This window comes from Streptomyces sp. DvalAA-43 (assembly GCF_900091725.1).
Classification (GTDB): Bacteria; Actinomycetota; Actinomycetes; order Streptomycetales; family Streptomycetaceae; genus Streptomyces; species Streptomyces pulveraceus.
Map to the genome: position 1 here is coordinate 89,444 of NZ_FMBW01000094.1, position 16,333 is coordinate 105,776.

At 69.3% G+C, this 16,333-nt stretch carries 17 protein-coding genes; 6 read left to right on the forward strand and 11 right to left on the reverse strand.

Annotation, left to right across the window (positions count from 1 at the left end):
- Window positions 1-2: 2 nt before the first annotated feature.
- The 6 genes from GA0115234_RS38930 to GA0115234_RS42035 all read right to left on the reverse strand — a co-directional run bounded on the left by GA0115234_RS38930 (window position 3) and on the right by GA0115234_RS42035 (window position 6,578).
- A complete protein-coding gene (locus GA0115234_RS38930; protein WP_093551244.1) occupies window positions 3-854 on the reverse strand; it encodes an MlaE family ABC transporter permease in 852 nt (283 codons plus the stop codon).
- Entirely contained in the window at window positions 851-1,846 is a 996-nt protein-coding gene (locus GA0115234_RS38935) for an ABC transporter ATP-binding protein (RefSeq protein WP_093551245.1), read from the reverse strand. Before GA0115234_RS38935 ends, GA0115234_RS38930 begins: the two co-directional genes overlap by 4 nt.
- 572 nt (window positions 1,847-2,418) lie before the next feature.
- Window positions 2,419-3,378, reverse strand: coding sequence for a hypothetical protein (locus tag GA0115234_RS38940; protein ID WP_361709759.1), 960 nt, complete (start codon window positions 3,376-3,378; stop codon window positions 2,419-2,421).
- Window positions 3,379-3,440: 62 nt separating this feature from the next.
- Window positions 3,441-4,907, reverse strand: coding sequence for a DUF6801 domain-containing protein (locus GA0115234_RS38945; RefSeq protein WP_093551249.1), 1,467 nt, complete (start codon window positions 4,905-4,907; stop codon window positions 3,441-3,443).
- A gap of 132 nt (window positions 4,908-5,039) precedes the next feature.
- Window positions 5,040-5,690 carry a hypothetical protein gene (locus GA0115234_RS38950; protein WP_141718541.1) on the reverse strand — a complete coding sequence of 217 codons (651 nt, stop codon included), beginning with the start codon at window positions 5,688-5,690 and terminating at the stop codon, window positions 5,040-5,042.
- A 672-nt stretch (window positions 5,691-6,362) separates the two neighbouring features.
- Window positions 6,363-6,578 carry a hypothetical protein gene (locus GA0115234_RS42035; RefSeq protein WP_141718542.1) on the reverse strand — a complete coding sequence of 72 codons (216 nt, stop codon included), beginning with the start codon at window positions 6,576-6,578 and terminating at the stop codon, window positions 6,363-6,365.
- Between the two features lie 71 nt (window positions 6,579-6,649).
- Here GA0115234_RS42035 and GA0115234_RS38955 point away from each other — a divergent pair, with 71 nt between their 5' ends.
- Window positions 6,650-7,864, forward strand: a complete 1,215-nt coding sequence (locus GA0115234_RS38955; protein WP_093551253.1) for a PucR family transcriptional regulator — start codon at window positions 6,650-6,652, stop codon at window positions 7,862-7,864.
- Between the two features lie 209 nt (window positions 7,865-8,073).
- On the forward strand, window positions 8,074-8,337 hold the full coding sequence (locus GA0115234_RS38960) for a hypothetical protein (protein WP_093551255.1): 264 nt from the start codon (window positions 8,074-8,076) through the stop codon (window positions 8,335-8,337).
- A gap of 12 nt (window positions 8,338-8,349) precedes the next feature.
- Here GA0115234_RS38960 and GA0115234_RS38965 read toward each other — a convergent pair whose 3' ends face one another.
- Window positions 8,350-9,603 (reverse strand): cytochrome P450, encoded by a 1,254-nt coding sequence (locus tag GA0115234_RS38965; RefSeq protein ID WP_093551257.1) that lies wholly within the window; start codon window positions 9,601-9,603, stop codon window positions 8,350-8,352.
- Between the two features lie 80 nt (window positions 9,604-9,683).
- On the opposite strand from GA0115234_RS38965, the gene GA0115234_RS38970 reads away from it, so the two are divergent.
- Window positions 9,684-10,511 carry a hypothetical protein gene (locus tag GA0115234_RS38970; RefSeq protein ID WP_093551259.1) on the forward strand — a complete coding sequence of 276 codons (828 nt, stop codon included), beginning with the start codon at window positions 9,684-9,686 and terminating at the stop codon, window positions 10,509-10,511.
- A 58-nt stretch (window positions 10,512-10,569) separates the two neighbouring features.
- Complete coding sequence (locus GA0115234_RS38975) at window positions 10,570-12,645, forward strand: MDR family MFS transporter (RefSeq protein WP_093551261.1); 2,076 nt, start codon at window positions 10,570-10,572, stop codon at window positions 12,643-12,645.
- Window positions 12,646-12,671: 26 nt separating this feature from the next.
- Here GA0115234_RS38975 and GA0115234_RS38980 read toward each other — a convergent pair whose 3' ends face one another.
- The 4 genes from GA0115234_RS38980 to GA0115234_RS38995 all read right to left on the reverse strand — a co-directional run bounded on the left by GA0115234_RS38980 (window position 12,672) and on the right by GA0115234_RS38995 (window position 15,203).
- The gene (locus tag GA0115234_RS38980) at window positions 12,672-13,118 is read right to left on the reverse strand and encodes a YchJ family protein (RefSeq protein WP_093551263.1); all 447 of its coding nucleotides are present in this window, start codon (window positions 13,116-13,118) and stop codon (window positions 12,672-12,674) included.
- Window positions 13,119-13,185: 67 nt separating this feature from the next.
- Window positions 13,186-13,995 carry an SAM-dependent methyltransferase gene (locus tag GA0115234_RS38985; protein ID WP_093551265.1) on the reverse strand — a complete coding sequence of 270 codons (810 nt, stop codon included), beginning with the start codon at window positions 13,993-13,995 and terminating at the stop codon, window positions 13,186-13,188.
- Window positions 13,996-14,106: 111 nt separating this feature from the next.
- Window positions 14,107-14,343 carry a DUF397 domain-containing protein gene (locus tag GA0115234_RS38990; protein ID WP_072485026.1) on the reverse strand — a complete coding sequence of 79 codons (237 nt, stop codon included), beginning with the start codon at window positions 14,341-14,343 and terminating at the stop codon, window positions 14,107-14,109.
- Entirely contained in the window at window positions 14,343-15,203 is an 861-nt protein-coding gene (locus GA0115234_RS38995; protein WP_093551267.1) for a helix-turn-helix domain-containing protein, read from the reverse strand. Before GA0115234_RS38995 ends, GA0115234_RS38990 begins: the two co-directional genes overlap by 1 nt.
- 207 nt (window positions 15,204-15,410) lie before the next feature.
- Between GA0115234_RS38995 and GA0115234_RS39000 the strand changes: the two genes are divergently transcribed.
- Window positions 15,411-15,869 carry an ATP-binding protein gene (locus GA0115234_RS39000; protein WP_093551269.1) on the forward strand — a complete coding sequence of 153 codons (459 nt, stop codon included), beginning with the start codon at window positions 15,411-15,413 and terminating at the stop codon, window positions 15,867-15,869.
- A complete protein-coding gene (locus GA0115234_RS39005; protein ID WP_093551271.1) occupies window positions 15,863-16,306 on the forward strand; it encodes a hypothetical protein in 444 nt (147 codons plus the stop codon). The genes GA0115234_RS39000 and GA0115234_RS39005 overlap by 7 nt, the downstream gene beginning before the upstream one ends.
- Window positions 16,307-16,333 lie beyond the last annotated feature (27 nt).

Sequence of the window (16,333 nt, forward strand, 5' to 3'; positions counted from 1 at the left end):
GGTCAGCTCCCCTTCGCGGGGACGATCTGGAGGTAGATCGCCGTGAGGACCGTGTTCACGAAGAACAGCAGCATGAAGGTGATGACGACGGACTGGTTCACGGCGTCGCCGACACCCTTGGGGCCGCCGCGCGGGTTGAGCCCGCGGTAGGCGGCGACGATGCCCGCGATGAAGCCGAAGATCAGCGCCTTGACCTCGCTGATGTAGAGGTCGGGGAGCTGGGCGAGGGCGGAGAAGCTGGCCAGGTAGGCGCCGGGGGTGCCGTGCTGGAGGATCACGTTGAAGAAGTAGCCGCCGAGCGTGCCGACGACGGAGACCAGGCCGTTCAGCAGGACGGCGACCAGCATGGTGGCGAGGACCCGGGGGACGACGAGGCGCTGGATCGGCGAGACGCCCATGACCTCCATCGCGTCGAGCTCCTCACGGATCTTCCGCGAACCGAGGTCGGCGCAGATGGCCGAGCCCGCCGCACCGGAGATCAGCAGGGCCACGATGATCGGGCTGGCCTGCTGGATGACGGCGAGGACGCTGGCTCCGCCGGTGAACGACTGGGCCCCGAGCTGCTGGGTGAGCGAGCCGACCTGGAGGGCGATGACGGCGCCGAACGGGATCGAGACGAGGGCGGCGGGCAGGATGGTGACACTGGCGACGAACCAGAACTGCTCGATGAACTCCCGTACCTGGAAGGGGCGCCGGAAGACCTCCCGGCTCACGGTCGCGGCGAGGGAGAACAGCTTGCCGGTCTCGCGCAGCGGGGCGAGCAGCCGGTTGGGCGGCTTGTGCTCCGGCGCCCTGGGCGGCGTCGCGTCGGCCGGGGGCGGTTCGGGGGGCAGCACCGGCATGGGGGCCGTCACAGGTATTCACCGCCCGGGGCCGGGGTGTAGCTCTTCATGATGGCCGTGCGGGCGGCCTCGGGCAGCTGGCCCATCATCGACAGGACCCGTTCCCGGCGGCGCAGCGCGGCCTGCCGTACGGGCATGCCGGGCGAGGGCTCCAGCTGCGGGACGACGGTGCGCGGCCCGTTGGCGGAGCTGATGCCGACTCCGTAGCCGTTCACCTCCTCGGCGGCGAGGGTGGCGGCGTCCTTCTCCTCGGCCATCCCGATGGGCCCCTCGCGGCGTCCGGCGAGGAACTGGGAGACGACCGGCATGTCGCTGGTGAGCAGCACCTCGCGCGGCCCGAAGGTGACGAGATTGCGGCAGAACAGCATCCCCATGTTGTCCGGGACGGTGGCCGCGATGTCGAGGTTGTGGGTGACGATGAGCATCGTCGCGTCGATCTGTGCGTTGAGGTCGATGAGCAGCTGGGAGATGTAGGCGGTGCGCACCGGGTCGAGACCGGAGTCCGGTTCGTCGCAGAGGATGATCTGCGGATCCAGGACGAGGGCGCGGGCCAGGCCGGCCCGCTTGCGCATGCCGCCGGAGATCTCGCCGGGCAGTTTGTCCTCGGCGCCGAGGAGGCCGACGATGTCGATCCGCTCCATGACGATCCGGCGGATCTCCGACTCCTTCTTGCGGGTGTGTTCACGCAGAGGGAAGGCGATGTTGTCGAAGAGCGACATCGATCCGAAGAGGGCGCCGTCCTGGAACATGAGCCCGAAGAGCTTGCGGGTCTCCATGATCTCGCGTTCCGGGCTGTTCACCATGTCGACGCCGTTGATGAGGACGCGCCCGTGCTCGGGCTTCAGCAGACCGATGATGGATTTCAGGAAAACGGTCTTTCCCGTGCCGGAAGGCCCGAGCATCACGCTCACTTCACCGGCGGGCAGAGTGAGGGTGACGTCCTGCCAGATGTTCTGCTTGCCGAAGGACTTCGTGAGGCCTTCGACAACTACTTCGATTCCCATCGGCCCTCCTTCGAAGTGGTGGTGAACGAAGTCATCTGTCAGCGCTCCGGCTCTGAGAAATCCAATGGCGGCTCGTCACACATGCACCAGGAGGCGCACGCTATGTCCGTCGAAACCGCCAGGACAAGCCGTTGAACAGCGGAAATCGACGAATCTGGGGCTCGGCGCGGATCACTTGTCACCGAGTGACAAAGCCGTGGGGCGGCTTTGTTGGAATCTGCGCAAGGTCCCTGGCGCGCGGAGCCGGTCCCCACGGCCGGCGAGGCCGGATCCGTCGGGGCTCCAGAGGTACCGAACGAACAGCCGCGGATACGTTTCGCCGCTGCTCAACCGGGACGCTACGACCCGGTAACCTGGCTTCGCAATACTGGTTCGGCAACTTTTTGCACGGCACTCGGCGGGCCTTTTTCTTTTTGTGAGCGAGTGAGTAATGCCTAGCGCGTACTTGTCGACAAGTGAGTCGTCCGGCTCACCGGTGCGAATGCGCCCGCCCCGCCCGGCGGAATGCGCCGGGCGGGGCGGGCGGCATCACTGATGTCCGTACTCCGGGGAAGGAGGTACGGAAGGAATGCCTACGGAGCCACTCCCGCGTGCCAGCTATCCGACAGCAGCCGCCCGGCGTTGGGCACCGCCGCGCTGGGGGAAGCCAGGCCCCCCGTGTACGTGGCGGCGTTGTTGAGCACCAGGTTGTTCTTTCCGGCCGCCGACGGGAGCGCCGTCTTCAGGTTGACCGCCCAGTTCAGCTCGCCGAGGGTCAGGGGTCCGCAGCCGCTCACCCCGGGGACGGCGAAGCCCGCGTCCCCCTGGTCGTTCCCGGTCAGCTCGATGCGGTTGAGCGCGCCACCGGTGTTGGGCGTGCCGTTGGCGTCGAAGCGCTTGCTGGCCACGGCCGGCTGGGTGAGGTTCTGCGGGCGCAGCACGATCGGGTCGGAGGTGGTTCCGATGTAGCACTTCGACCCCAGGAAGGGGTTCTCCAGATGGATGCGGACCGGGATGTCGACGATGATCTTCCCGCTCTGCATCCCGGCGGCCACGTCGAAGTTCCTGGGCGTGCCCGCCGACTGCACGGTGGCGACGACCCGGTTGAGACTGTTGTCCGTCAACTGCCGGCAGATGTCCGAGATCACCGGGATCCCGCTCGGGCACATGATGCCGAGCAGGCCGCCGGGAATCTCCGTCGGGGCTCCGATGATCGCCCCGCCCGCGGGCGGCACGATCCTGGACTCGCCCGTCGCCGTGTTCCGTACGACACCGAACTGGAGGTCGTTGGCACCGGTCGTCGCCAGGGTGTTGCCGAGCTTGATGGACCCGCTCTCGGAGTGCGAGGCCACACAGATCGGGATCTCCGTCTGGCCGTCCGCGGCCAGCATGGCGCCGTCGTCGACCGGACACCGGCTGAAGGGAGCCCAGTTGCCGTTCATCGCCTGGGCCGAGGCGGCGCTCGCCGGCGAGGTGCTCAGCGGAATGCCGACGGCCACCGCCATCAGCGCGCCGAGGAGGGCGGGTCTGACACTTTTCGGGGCAGCTCGCATGGTTCGTCCAGCCTTTCTGGGGATCCGGGAAGTCCGGGAAGTCAGCGCTTGTGGAACAGCTCTCAGCGTTCGGGCTTGGGCTTCGGCGGCTCGGGACAGTTCGCCGGAACACCTTCGACGCACAGCGGGGACTGCATCATTTTCGTGTAGTTGCCTTTTCCGGAGACCGAGGCGGTGAAGAGGTTGTCCAGATCCTCCGTGACGCCGCATCCGGTGAACGGCGGCACATCCGCGTAGCCGGTCAGGGGCCCTCCGGTCTTCACGGTGTAGCCCTCGGGTCCACCCGCGCCGGACGCCCCCTTGCCGACGAGTTGCAGCGTCATCGAGTGGGCGCTGCGGCAGTCGGGGCCGACGTCCAGCGGCTCCCCGTTGACCTTCACGTCGTAGAGACGCACATGCGCGGGGGCGATGGCGGTCGTCGTCTCCTTGTACTTCTTGGTGTCGGGGTCGGGGGCCGAGTCCCCCAGCGTTCCGATCTCGATCCTGCCGTCGAGGATCAGTTCCATCTTCGCCGTCGTCGGCATGAAGCCGAAGGTGAGGAAGGTGCCCTCGGCCGGCGGCATCTGGGGCCTGCCCCGGTAGTCGAGCGTGCCGTCGGTGGTCAGCCAGCTCTTCACGCCCGTCGGGCATTTGAGGAAGGAGACGGACGTGTTCAGGTTGAGGCGCAGATGTCCCGGGTCGTCGAACCTGATCGCCCCGGCCAGTTTGTTGACGTTGGAGTATCCCGCCATGTAGCCGTGTGCCGCCTTGGGCACCTGCACGATCGGACCGGTCATGAGCGTGCAGTCGGCGGGTGGTTGCACGCCCCCCGACGAAAGGGCCTGCGCCCGCTCGGCCTTCGCGCCGCCTGACCGGTCGGGGGTGGTGCCCCCGGACGGCTCGGGGGCGGTCCCGGACGGCGGCGGGGTTCCGGTCTCCGGGGGAACGGTGACCGTGGCCAGCTCCGCGCTCTGGTCCGGATCGACCGTGCAGGAGATGGCCAGCGGGGGCGGCGCGTCCCCGGCGCCCTCCGCGGCGCTCGGGGCCAGACCCACGTCCAGCCGCCCCAGGGCGAAGAGCACGTCGCCGCTCGATCTCGGCGTGATCGTCGGAACCTCGCCCGTCGCCCGGAGCGCGAGGTCGCCCGTGGCGGGGAGCGAGGTCTCCGGGATCTCCAGACCCTGCCAGGGCACGTCCGTCGACTCGCCCCGCTGCGAGACCTCGGTCAGCACCCGCGCGGACCCCGAGACGGCCGCCGGTTCGGTGCCCGGCGAGGCGGAGAGGGCGGAACGCGGAAGCTCGAAGGAGAGGGCCACGTCCCGGGGCTGGATCGCCGTCCCGACGCTCGTGGTCACCGGCAGCTCCGTCGCGATGTGCACCGCGACCGGCTGCGCGCCGGAGGGAAGGTCACAGGTGTAGGCGATGTCCGCCTCGGCGGTCCGGGTGTCGGCCGCGGCTCCCGTTCCCGGCATGAAGCCCGCCACGAGCGCCACCGCACCGACCGCGGCGATGCGTGCGGTGCGCCGCGGATCCGTGGTCCTTGTTCTCATCTCGACATACCTGCCGTCGTCTCGGTGCTCGGCACTCGTGCGTGGGATGCGAAGGCGCCGGCCGACGGCGGGCCGCGAAGAGGAGGAGAACCTCCGCTCCGCGGCCCTTCCCTGCCACCGGCGCCGGTTCGGTTACGGCGAGGTGATGGTGAGCGGCGCGGCGACCTTGTACGTCGCCTTGAACGTGGCCGAGTCACCCGCGTTGAGCAGCCCCGCGCAGTTGTCGGCGCTGTCGACCTTCAGACCGGAGCCGGTGTTGATGTTGAGTTCGCCCGTGGAGTTGGTGTAGGTCACGTTGCTCACGTTTCCGGAGATCACGGCCTTGCAGGTGCCCAGGATGGTGTCACCGGTCAGGTTGACCTTGACCCCGGACAGGGTGCCCGAGGTGACGCCCCCGCTGTAGGTGTTCGCGTTGATGCTGATGACGGCACCGGGTGCGAGTACGGCCGTGAAGTTCGAGCCGAGCGGTCCCGGGCACGGGCTGGCCGTGGATCCCCAGGCGGCGGCGGTGATCTTCGCGAGGCCGGCGCCGGAGGTGTACGTACCGCTCGGAGCGGTACCGCTGGCGGTGCCGGTCGAGCAGTCCACCTGCTGGCTGGTGTTGGTGTCGACCAGGGTCGCCACCGTGCCGGACTTGAGCGCGGCCGTGAAGGTGCCGTTCGCGTTGGGGTTGACCACGGTCCACCCCGCGAGGGCGGTGGCCGAGGCCGACGTGGCGGCGAAGCCCAGTGCGGCCGCGGTGACGGTCGTGGCGAACAATGCTCGTCTGAGGGTGTTTCTCACGGAACATACCTCCGGGAAGTGGAGTTGGACGTACCCGATTACCTCGCACCACACCCCGGGAATGGGCGCGGCCCGAGGGCGGCTCACATCGTGGAACGCAGAAGTCGATGGACTCGACTGCGTGATCGAACTCCGTGCGGATCGAACGTTACGAGCCAGTAGCCCGGGGCGGCAATACCCGGCGCAGAAAATCCCCGGCCCTCTCGGCAAAAGCATTCCGCCTTAGCGAGAACTCAGCAGATCGCCGCAGTTTTCTATACGAAAGTGAGTAGTTACGGCCCTGCCATGCGCCCCGGCCCCCGCAGGACACTCACCCCGGGCGCAGTCACCGGCGACTGGGCTCCCCGCCGACCGGCGGCGTACCCGCCGGTAAGATCGTCGGACCTGCGGCCGAATGACGCCCCGGCGTACCGAACCCGCCGGACGGCCGGACCGCACGGAGCGCCCCGGATCCTGTTCCCGGAGCACGGAACACACCCCGCCGGGGAGGGCGTCGATGAATTATCCATTCCGACCGACCGGTTCTTATATCGGTCCGTCAATCCCCGACCATTTCCCGTGCCGAAGAATATGTCCCCCTTCGGATAAAGCGGTGCCCGGGACGGAGGACGACCGCACCCCGGCACGACTGCGGCGCTCCGGAAGAATGCACACCACCCGCGCGAATCCACATCAATCACCCGGCAGGAATTCGTTACCCAAGGTTACTTTCTTGTCGCCGGAAGAGCAGATGTCCGAAAAACATTGTCCGGAAGTGAGCACTGGCGTCCCACCTGCGCCGAAGCACCACAACGGGGCCTCGATGTGTGCCCCTTGCACTTCGATCTTGTCCAAGCGGTGGGCACAACCGCTGACTTGGTCTATCTTCATCGCGAACTTGGTACGCACCTGTCGGTTCGTGGGAGCGCTTTCCCCACCGCCTGACCCCCCACCGGGCGCCGGAGAGCAAGGGGACAGTCATGCCAGAACTCATACAGCCGTCGGACACGGGGGATCCACTGGGGCCGCTGCCCCAGGAATTCGCCGCCATCATGCGGCCCGAACTGCCCAGCCTGATCAAGGAGATCGGCGTCGAGGTCACCCGGGCCTATCCGGAGTACGCCCGGCTGCTCAGCGGCCCCAACGGGCAGGCCATCCGCGTCGGTGTCGAGCAGAGCCTCTCCTCGTTCGTGGACCTGGTCGCCGAACCGTCCGCCTCGACCTCGCTCCGTGACGACATGTGCCGCCGGTTCGGACGCTTCGAGGCGTACGAAGGACGCACCATGGAGACGCTCCAGGGCGCCTACCGTCTCGGGGCCCGGGTCGCGCTGCGCCGGGCGAAGAAGGTCGGCCGGAGCTACAACTTCTCGCCGACCCTCATGCTCAGCTTCGCCGACGCGCTCTTCGCCTACATCGACGAGCTCGAATCCCTGTCCCGCGAGGGTTTCCTGGAGGTGCAGTCGCAGACCGGCGAGCAGACCGAGGCCCTGCGCCGCCGTCTGCTCCACCTGATCCTCGCCGGTCGCCCCGCGCCCCGTACCGCCATCGCGGAGCTCTGCGAGCAGACCGGATGGACGCTTCCCGAGGAAGTCACCCTGGTCGCCGTCCGCTCCCCCGCCACCCTGGACCGGGCCGTGGCGGACCGCGACGTCCTGGCCGATCTCAGCGATCCCCAACCGCACTTACTCATCCCCGGAGCGTTCGACGACGCCCGAAGACACATGCTGGACGAGGCGCTCCTCGGCACCCACGCCGCGATCGGCCTGACCGTGCCCACCGCCCTGGCCTCGGACTCGATCCGCTGGGCCCGGCGCGTGCTCGAACTCGTCGACACGAACATCATCGACGACGCGCCCGTCATCCTCTGCGAGGACCACCTCATCACCCTGTGGCTGCTCTCCGATCCGGTGCTGGTCGACCAGCTCGCCCAGCGCGAACTGGCGCCGATCTCGGGAATCAGCGCCACCCGCCGGGAGCGGCTGGTCGAGACCCTGCGGATCTGGCTGGACACCCGTGGCACCGCGGCCCACATGGGCGAGTTGCTCGATGTCCACCCGCAGACGGTTCGCTACCGGATGCGCAATCTGGAGTCCATCTTCGGCGAGCAACTGACCGATCCGGAGAGCCGGTTCTCCACCGAGGCCGTGTTACGGGCGCTCCAGCTGCGGGCCCGTGCCGAAGAATCACCGCTCTGAGTCCGCCGCCAGCTGGATCACGGTCCTCGCCATGAGTCAACTTACTTACAAGTAAGGCGAAATAGACGGTCACTCTCAAACGGTTGCCACACGGAGACGTTCTCAACGAGAAACCCGGAACCGCGTCCCGTACACATGGAGATGTCGGCCGCCGCACCCGGCGGCCGCACCCGGAACCACCTCCTGGCCAACCATTCCGAGAGGGCCCCATGACCGCCTCACACCTCCTCGTCCCCGTACCGATCCCGGACCGGGTCGCCGCGCTGATCGGGTCCTGCATCCCGCCGCACATCCTGCGGGCGGAATTCGACGCCGCATGCGCCGCGCGCGAGGTGCGCAGCTTCCGCGGCCCGCGGCTCTGCGACGAGGACCGGGCCGACCGCGAGCAGGCGCTCTCCGAACTGGCCCGCGCCAACAAGATCCTGGCCGCCCACCACCCCCGGCTGGCGGTGCGCCCCGGCAGCTCCTGGTGACTCCTCCGCCGCTCAGCCGGCGACCGGGGTGAACCGGACCGGCAGCGAGTGCGGGCCCCGGGTGAAGACGCCCTGCTCGGTGGGGGTGAAGCCGTCCGCGAGCCGCAGGTCGGGCATCGCGTCGAGCAGGTGGTTCACCGCCGTCTCCACCTCCGCCCTGGCCAGCAGCGCGCCGACGCAGAAGTGTCTGCCGAGCGCGAAGGCCAGGTGGTCGGCGGCGGCCGAGAAAGCGGTGGTGCTGGTCAGATCGGAGCGGAAGATGTCGAACCGGTCGGGCTCGACGTAGCGCGACTCGTCGCGGTTGGCGGAGCCGATCAGACAGGTGACGGTGGCTCCGGCCGGTACCGTACCGCCGCTGAGCTCCACCTCCCGCGCCGTCTGGCGCATGATCATGTGGACCGGCGGGGTGTGGCGCAGGGTCTCGGCGAAGGCCCGGTCGATGAGGGTGCGGTCCTCCCGCACCGCCGCGAGCTGCTCGGGATGGCCGAGCAGATTGGCGAAGACGGAGGCGATGGCCTTGTCGGTGGTCTCGCCGCCCGCCGCGAGCAGCAGGCTGCAGAACGCCTTGACGTCCTCGTCGCTCATCCGCACACCGTCGACCTCGGCGGCACAGAGGGTGGAGAGCAGATCGTCGCCCGGCGCGTTCCGGCGGCGCCGGATGACCGGGATCATGTACTCGGCGAACTCCCGGCGGGTCCGCTCCCCGGCCGCGGCCACGTCCGGGTCTCCCGCCAGATTGCCGAGGAAGGCGATGACGGTGGTGTACCAGCCATGGAAGCGTGCGTGGTCCGCCCGGTCCAGGCCGAGCATGTCGGCGATGACCAGGACGGGGAAGCGGGTCGCGAAGGCGCCGACGAGATCGGCCTCGCCGGTGTGCCGGAAGGCGTCGATCAGCTCGCGCGCGTTGCGTTCGATGACCGGCAGGAATTTCTGCTGGAGGTCGGTGCCCCGGAAGGCCGGGGCGACCAGGGCCCGGCGGACGGCGTGCTCGCCTCCGCTGAGCTGGAGGATCGTCCTGCCGTGGACCGGTTCGATCTGCCAGTCGTAGTTCTCGGTGGTGAACTCCCCCGCCCGGTCCTTGAACACCCGCTCCACGTCCTCGTACCGGGAGACGAGGTAGCTGTTCGTGGCCTCGTGCCGGATCAGCGGCGCGCTCTCGCGCATGATCCGGTACGCCCCGTAGGGATCGGCCGCGAAGGCGGGCGAGAGAATGTCGGGCGGCGACGGCGCTCGCGAGGCGACCGGCTCGTACGGGGCAGGCGTCATGACGCTCCAGGGTCGTGAACGGGCAACTCCGCCAAGGTTATTGATCCGCTGTCCTCCGACGCATCCCCCGGGAGAACGCCATGCACACCGGCCCGCGACCGTCCGTCCTGTTCGTCACCGACCTCGCCTACCAGGCGCGCGGCCGCCGCTACTGCGACGAGGACATCCAGCTGACCGCCCGGCTGCGCGAGGAGTTCGATGTCGCGCTCTGTCATCCCCGGGACGCCGCCGCGCTGCTGGAGGGGTTCGACACGGTGGTCATACGCAACAGCGGTCCGGTGCTGCACTACCAGAAGGCGTACGACGCGTTCCGCGCACGGGCCCGGGAGCTGGGCACCCGGGTCTACAACCCGTTGCACGGCCGCGGGGACATGGCCGGCAAGCAGTATCTGGTCGACCTCTGCCGGGCCGGACACCCGGTGATCCCCACGGTGGACCGGGCCGCCGATCTGGGAGCGCTGCCCGAGGCGGCGGAGTACGTGGTCAAGCCGAAGCTGGGGGCCGACTCGGCCGGACTGCGGTTCGTGCGGGAGGCCGCGCTGCCGGAGGGCGAGGACGGCACGGTGCTCGTCCAGCCCCGGATCGACCTCCGCTACGAGGTGTCCTTCTACTTCGTCGACCACGACTTCCAGTACGCGCTGTACGCGCCCGACCCGGAGCGGCGGTGGGTCCTGGAGCCGTACGATCCGGACGCGGCGGATCTGGCGTTCGCCCGCGGCTTCGTGGAGTGGAACAGCCTCGACCACGGCATCCAGCGGGTCGACGCCTGCCGGACCGCGCGGGGCGAGCTGCTCCTGGTCGAGCTGGAGGACCTCAATCCGTATCTCTCGCTGGACCGGGTGGCGGAGCCCGTACGGGAGGCGTTCGTGACCCGGATGAAGGCTTCCGTGCGGGATCTGCTGGCCTGACCCCCCATCCGGCCGTCCCCCACATGCGCGAGGCACGGGCCGGTGTGAGGGTGCAGGCGTGACCACTGCCAGCGAGACCGCACCCGCCGCGCAGAGTGCCGCCGCGCCGCCCGTACTCGATCCGCGCCGCCGGAACATCGTCTTCGCGACGATCGTGCTGGGAATCCTGCTGGCCGCCCTGGACCAGACGATCGTCGGCACCGCGCTGCCGACGATCGTCTCGGATCTCGGCGGCGCCGCCCATATGTCCTGGGTGGTCACCGCGTATCTGCTCGCGGAGACGGTGGCGACGGTCCTGGTGGGCAAGTTCGGCGACCTGTTCGGCCGGAAGATCATCTTCCAGCTCTCGGCGATCATCTTCATCACCGGCTCGTTCCTCTGCGGCCTCGCGACCAACATGACCCTGCTGATCGTCTGGCGCGGGCTCCAGGGCATCGGGGCCGGCGGGCTGATGGTCACCTCGATGGCGCTGATCGCCGATGTGATCCCGTTGCGCGAACGCGGCAAGTACCAGGGCGCGATCGGTGCGGTCTTCGGGGTGTCGACGGTGATCGGGCCGCTGCTCGGCGGGCTCTTCACCGACCATCTGAGCTGGCGCTGGGCGTTCTACGTCAATGTGCCGATCGCGATCGTGGTGGTCGTCGCCGCGGCCCGGACGATCCCTTCGGTCAAGGCCGCCGGACGGCCCGTCATCGACTATCTGGGCATCGCGATGGTCACGATCGGCGCGAGCGCGCTGATCCTGGCGACGAGCTGGGGCGGCAACGAGTACGCCTGGGGCTCGCCCGTCATCCTCGGTCTCTTCGCGGGCGGTCTCGTCGCACTGGCGCTCTTCTGCCTCGTGGAGTTCCGGGCGAAGGAACCGATGCTGCCCATGCGGCTCTTCCGGAATCCGGTGTTCACGGTCTGCTCGGTGCTGAGCTTCATCGTGGGCTTCGCGATGCTCGGCGCGATGATCTTCCTGCCGACGTATCTGCAGTACGTGGACGGGGACTCGGCGACCCTGTCGGGCGTACGGACGCTGCCGATGGTCCTCGGTCTGCTCGTCGCCTCCATCTTCAGCGGCAATGTGGTGTCCAAGACGGGCCGGTACCGGGTGTTCCCCATCGTGGGCACGTTGGTCATGGCGGTGGGGCTGTATCTGCTCTCCCGGATGGGACCCGGCACCGGGGTGTGGCTGGAGTCCCTGTACATGCTGGTGCTCGGCGTCGGCATCGGCCTGGCCATGCAGGTGCTGACGATCGCCGTGCAGAACACGGTCGACTACGCGGACCTGGGTACGGCGACATCGGGCGTGACGTTCTTCCGTACGCTCGGCAGCTCCTTCGGCACGGCGGTCTTCGGCACCATCTACGCCAACGCGCTGAAGCCCAATCTGACCGACGGCGTCGCCGCGGCGGCGCGGGCCGGCGGCGATCCGGCCACGCTGGCGAAGGCCGCGCAGAGCCCGGCGGGGCTGCACGGTCTTCCTCCCGCGCAGTCCGCGCCACTGGCCCAGGCGTACGCGGACACGCTGCACACCGTGTTCCTGTGGACGGTGCCGATCGCGGTCCTGGGGTTCTTCGTGGCGCTCTTCCTGAAAGAGGTGAAGCTGCGGGACACCGCGCGGGCCGGGTCCACGGACATGGGCGAGGGTTTCGCGCAGCCCGGCAGCGGCGACTCGGCCAAGCTCCTCGAATTCGCCGTGGCCAAGATCCTCGGCGGAGTCGGCCCGGACACCGCCCGGCGGATCATCGCGGGCTCGGACACCCGGCTGGACATGGCGGGCGCCTGGGCGGTGATGCAGGTCGAGCTGTTCACCCGCATGGTGGGCCACGCGGGTCTGCGGCTGATCGCGGCCCGGCACCGGCTGCCGCACGAGGTGCTGGTGCCGGTCTTCGACCGGATGATCGAGGAGGGCTATCTCACCGGCGACGGTCATCTGTTCGCGCACACCGCCGCCGGGAGCCGGGAGGCCGCGGCGATCACCGACGCGTGGGCGCGGTGGCTGGGCGAGCGGCTGGACGAGCACGGGGCGCGCCCGGACGACCGGCAGCTGCGGGCGGCGGTGGACATGATCGCCAAACGGCTGCTGGCGGAGGACCTGACACAGGAGCTGTCGCCGGAGAAGGCGCTGGTGGGAACGGCGGGCTGAGGGAGACCGGCCGCCGTCCGGCCGCGTCAGTCGACGAAGACCGCGCTCGCGTACACCCAGGCGCCCTCATGACGGACGAAGCGGCTCTTCTCGTGGAGCGAGTCCGGCCGCCCGTTGTCCGTGTAGTGCGCACGGAAGGTGACCGTGCCCGTGGTGTGGAAGGGGCTGCCGTCCGTCGTCTCCAGCACCTCCAGCCGCACCCAGCGCATCCCGGGGTCGAAGTCGACGGCGGGCGGCCGGGTGTCGGGGTGCCAGCTGCGCAGCAGGTACGCCTCGTCCCGGACGACGAAGGCGGCGTACCGGGAGCGCATCAGCGACTCGCAGGTCGGCGCGGCGGCGGTCCCGGCGTGCAGGCGGCCGCAGCACTCCGCGTAGGTGGCGGGCAGACCGCACGGGCACGGCGTTTCCGCGGTGACCACGGGGGGCCGTGCTCCGGCGGCGGACCGCCCCGGTCGTGTGGTGCGTCGTGACATGCGTCCATTGTGACCCGCGGCGCGGCCGGCCCGGGGAGCCGGGGGTGCTGCCGCGAGGCGGGGACGGTCAGGCCTTGCGGGCCACGCCCGCGTAGCCCGGGATCGGCTCGTCGCCGGGGACGTCGATGACCTCGCCCAGCTCCGGGTGCCAGTCCGCGGAGAGCGAGACCCCGGGCTCGACGAGTTCGAGTCCGTCGAAGAACGTGGTGATCTCCGCGTGGGAGCGCAGGCGCAGCGTCATCCCCCGGGCCCGGTACATGGCGGATGCCTGCGCCGCGCCCTCGGGGTCGAAGTCCCCGGTGGTGTGCGAGAGCACCAGATAGCTCCCGGAGGGGAGCCGCTCGACGAGGCGGTCGACGAGGTCGGCCGCGCCGTCCTCGTCGTCCAGGAAGTGCAGCAGGGCGAGCAGCGACAGGGCGATCGGCTTGTCGAAGTCGAGAATCCCGCCGGCCGCTTCGAGGATGGCTTCCGGCTTGCGGGCGTCGGCCTGGATGTACTCGGTGGCGCCCTGCGGGGTGGAGCGCAGCAGGGCCGCGGCGTGGGCGAGGACGATGGGGTCGTTGTCGCAGTAGACGATGCGCGCGTCCGGGGCGGTGTGCTGGGCGATCTGGTGGAGATTCGGCTCGGTCGGTATGCCGGTGCCGATGTCGAGGAACTGGCGGATGCCCTTCCCGGCCAGCCAGCGGGTGGCCCGGTGCATGAAGGCACGGTTCACCCGCGCCATGTCCCGCCCCCGCGCGTCGAGGGCGAGCAGCTGCCGGGCCATCTCTTCGTCGACCGGGTAGTTGTCCTTGCCACCGAGGAACCAGTCGTACATCCGGGCGGGATGGGGCTTGGTGGTGTCGATCTCGATGCCTTGGGGTTCGTGCCCGGTCATAGCGCGCTCCATGGGTCCATAGGTCGGCGAACAACAAGAGTGTGGGGCCGGGGCGGGCTCCGGCGCCGCGGATTCGGGCAAGAAGGACCGGTCCGGGCGGGAGCCGCGGCGTCAGGTGAGCAGGAAGTCCGCCTGCCCGGACTTGGCTCCCTGGATGAAGGCGGCGATCTCACGGGGCGTGTAGATCAGGGCCGGGCCGTCGGGATCGGCGGACTGGCGTACGGCGATCCTGCCGTCGGAGAGCTTCATCGCCTCGACGCAATTGCCTCCGTTCCCGCCGCTCCACGGCTTGTGCCAGCCCTCGGAGCCGAGTTCGGCGGCCGGCATGCCGTTGTATATGGGATCCATCACAGCTCCTTGCGGAAGTCCCGGAGGATTTCCTTCGTGCGTTGTGCAGTCGCGGCCTGAGCCGCCATGCGGTCCATGACTTCGAGGTAGGAGGCCACCTCGGGGCGCGCGTCGAAGTAGACGGCTCCGGTCAGGTACTCGCTGTAGACCATGTCGGGGAGTTCGGGGACGCCGAAGCGGAAGAGGACGAACGGGCCGTAGGTGCCGGGGTGGTGTCCGGTCGAGAATTCCGCGATCTGCAGCGTCACATGCGGCAGCTCGGTCGCTTCGAGCAGCCGGTCGATCTGTTCCCGCATGGCGTCGACGCTGCCGACGGGGCGGCGCAGCACCGTCTCGTCCATCACCACCCACAGCTTCGGGGCGTCCGGCCGGGTGAGCAGGGACTGACGCTGCATCCGCAGCGCCACATGGCGTTCGATGTCCTCGGGTCTGGTCTGGCCGACGGCTCCGGTGCGCATCACGGAACGCGCGTAGTCCTCGGTCTGGAGCAGGCCGGGGACGAAGTGCGGCTCGTACATGCGCAGGAGGCTCGCGGCACCCTCCAGGCTGACGTACATGCTGAACCAGTCGGGCAGCACGTCGTGGAACCGCTGCCACCAGCCGGGTTTGTTGGCCTCCTCGGCGAGCTCCACGAAGGCGTCGTTCTCGTCGTCGGCGACTCCGTACGCCTTCAGCAGCATCTGGACATAGGGGATCTTGAGAGCGACCTCGGCGGTCTCCATCCTGCGTATCGTCGCAGGTGCGACCCGCAGCACCTTGGCAGCCTGGTCACGGCTCAGGCCGACGCGCTCCCGCAGATCCTGCAGGCGCTTGCCGAGAACGACCTGACCCACGGTCGGGGCGGACCGCGGTTCGCTCACTTCAGACCTCCCCATGCACTGTTTTTGAGCAGTGTGCCATGCGCGGGCCGACCAGAACACTGCCACTCTGAAAATTTCAGAGTGCCCCTTGCCAAGTGTTCACGACAGGGGGAGAGTTGGTGAGTGAACCAGTTCACGATGTCTCGCCCGCCCTCATTCGCGTGGGAACGCGGAGCGTGACGCAGCCCCCACTGTGAGGAATCGGTTGTGGCACCTGGCAGTGCGCTCATCCCCCGGCATATGGATCTCAGTCCCGGGACGGAGGCGCTCCGGTACTGCTTCGCCCTGCCCGCGCACCCCGAGTCGGTGGCGGGTGCGCGGAGGCTGACCCGGGCCCGGCTCGACGAGTGGCAGCTGGACGCGGACGCCCACGACTCGGCGATCCTGATCGTCTCGGAGCTGGTCACCAACGCGGTGGTGCACACCCTGAGCACCCGGGTGGTGTGCGAACTGCGCTGCCTCGACGGACGGCTGCGCATAGCCGTGCAGGACCAAGGACACCAGCCCGGCGGACCGCAGCTGTGCCGGACCGCCGATGACGAGCACGGACGCGGCCTGCTGCTCGTCGACGCGATGTGCAGTTCCTGGGGTTCCCGCGACGCGGGCAACGGCTCGGGACGCATCGTCTGGGCGGAACTGCCGCACGGCTCGGAGCGCCCATGCTGAAGAACGCGATGTCCCATCTGCTCGCCGCGCGACGCGTCCGTGGCCCCCGGCCGCCCGTCCGCGCGGCGGGCATGGTGCAGCTTCCGGTGCCGCCCGCCATGTCGGCCAGCCTGGGCTGCGACGCGGTGGGGGTGCCGGCCCGGTACGGCTTCCGGCTGATGTCCCATCTGCCACGCACCGGCTGTGTCTTCGCGGACGCCGACCGCTGGTGGTGGATCGTGCCCTCGGGCTCCGACCTGGACCTGGACTGGCCGCCGCAGGCCGCCTACGCGAAGGGGGCGTTCGTCCCCGCCGTCCGGCCCCGGCTGATCCACCGGCCGGACAGCCATACGCCGTACACCCCGCCCATCCCGCTCTTCCTGATGGTGTGCCAGGTCACCGGAGTGGCGCCGTCCTGGGCGCCGTCGGGCGGCGAACGCGCCGTCTCCGCCCCCTGACACCGCCGGGGGCGTCACGGGTTCTGC

Excerpts from the sequence above, each read along its gene's own strand:
- GA0115234_RS38935 (WP_093551245.1), bottom strand. The coding sequence starts at position 1,846 with ATGGGAATCGAAGTAGTTGTCGAAGGCCTCACGAAGTCCTTCGGCAAG.
- GA0115234_RS38940 (WP_361709759.1), bottom strand. The coding sequence starts at position 3,378 with ATGCGAGCTGCCCCGAAAAGTGTCAGACCCGCCCTCCTCGGCGCGCTG.
- GA0115234_RS38945 (WP_093551249.1), bottom strand. The coding sequence starts at position 4,907 with ATGAGAACAAGGACCACGGATCCGCGGCGCACCGCACGCATCGCCGCG.
- GA0115234_RS38955 (WP_093551253.1), top strand. The coding sequence starts at position 6,650 with ATGCCAGAACTCATACAGCCGTCGGACACGGGGGATCCACTGGGGCCG.
- GA0115234_RS38960 (WP_093551255.1), top strand. The coding sequence starts at position 8,074 with ATGACCGCCTCACACCTCCTCGTCCCCGTACCGATCCCGGACCGGGTC.
- GA0115234_RS38965 (WP_093551257.1), bottom strand. The coding sequence starts at position 9,603 with ATGACGCCTGCCCCGTACGAGCCGGTCGCCTCGCGAGCGCCGTCGCCG.
- GA0115234_RS38970 (WP_093551259.1), top strand. The coding sequence starts at position 9,684 with ATGCACACCGGCCCGCGACCGTCCGTCCTGTTCGTCACCGACCTCGCC.
- GA0115234_RS38980 (WP_093551263.1), bottom strand. The coding sequence starts at position 13,118 with ATGTCACGACGCACCACACGACCGGGGCGGTCCGCCGCCGGAGCACGG.
- GA0115234_RS38985 (WP_093551265.1), bottom strand. The coding sequence starts at position 13,995 with ATGACCGGGCACGAACCCCAAGGCATCGAGATCGACACCACCAAGCCC.
- GA0115234_RS38990 (WP_072485026.1), bottom strand. The coding sequence starts at position 14,343 with ATGGATCCCATATACAACGGCATGCCGGCCGCCGAACTCGGCTCCGAG.
- GA0115234_RS39005 (WP_093551271.1), top strand. The coding sequence starts at position 15,863 with ATGCTGAAGAACGCGATGTCCCATCTGCTCGCCGCGCGACGCGTCCGT.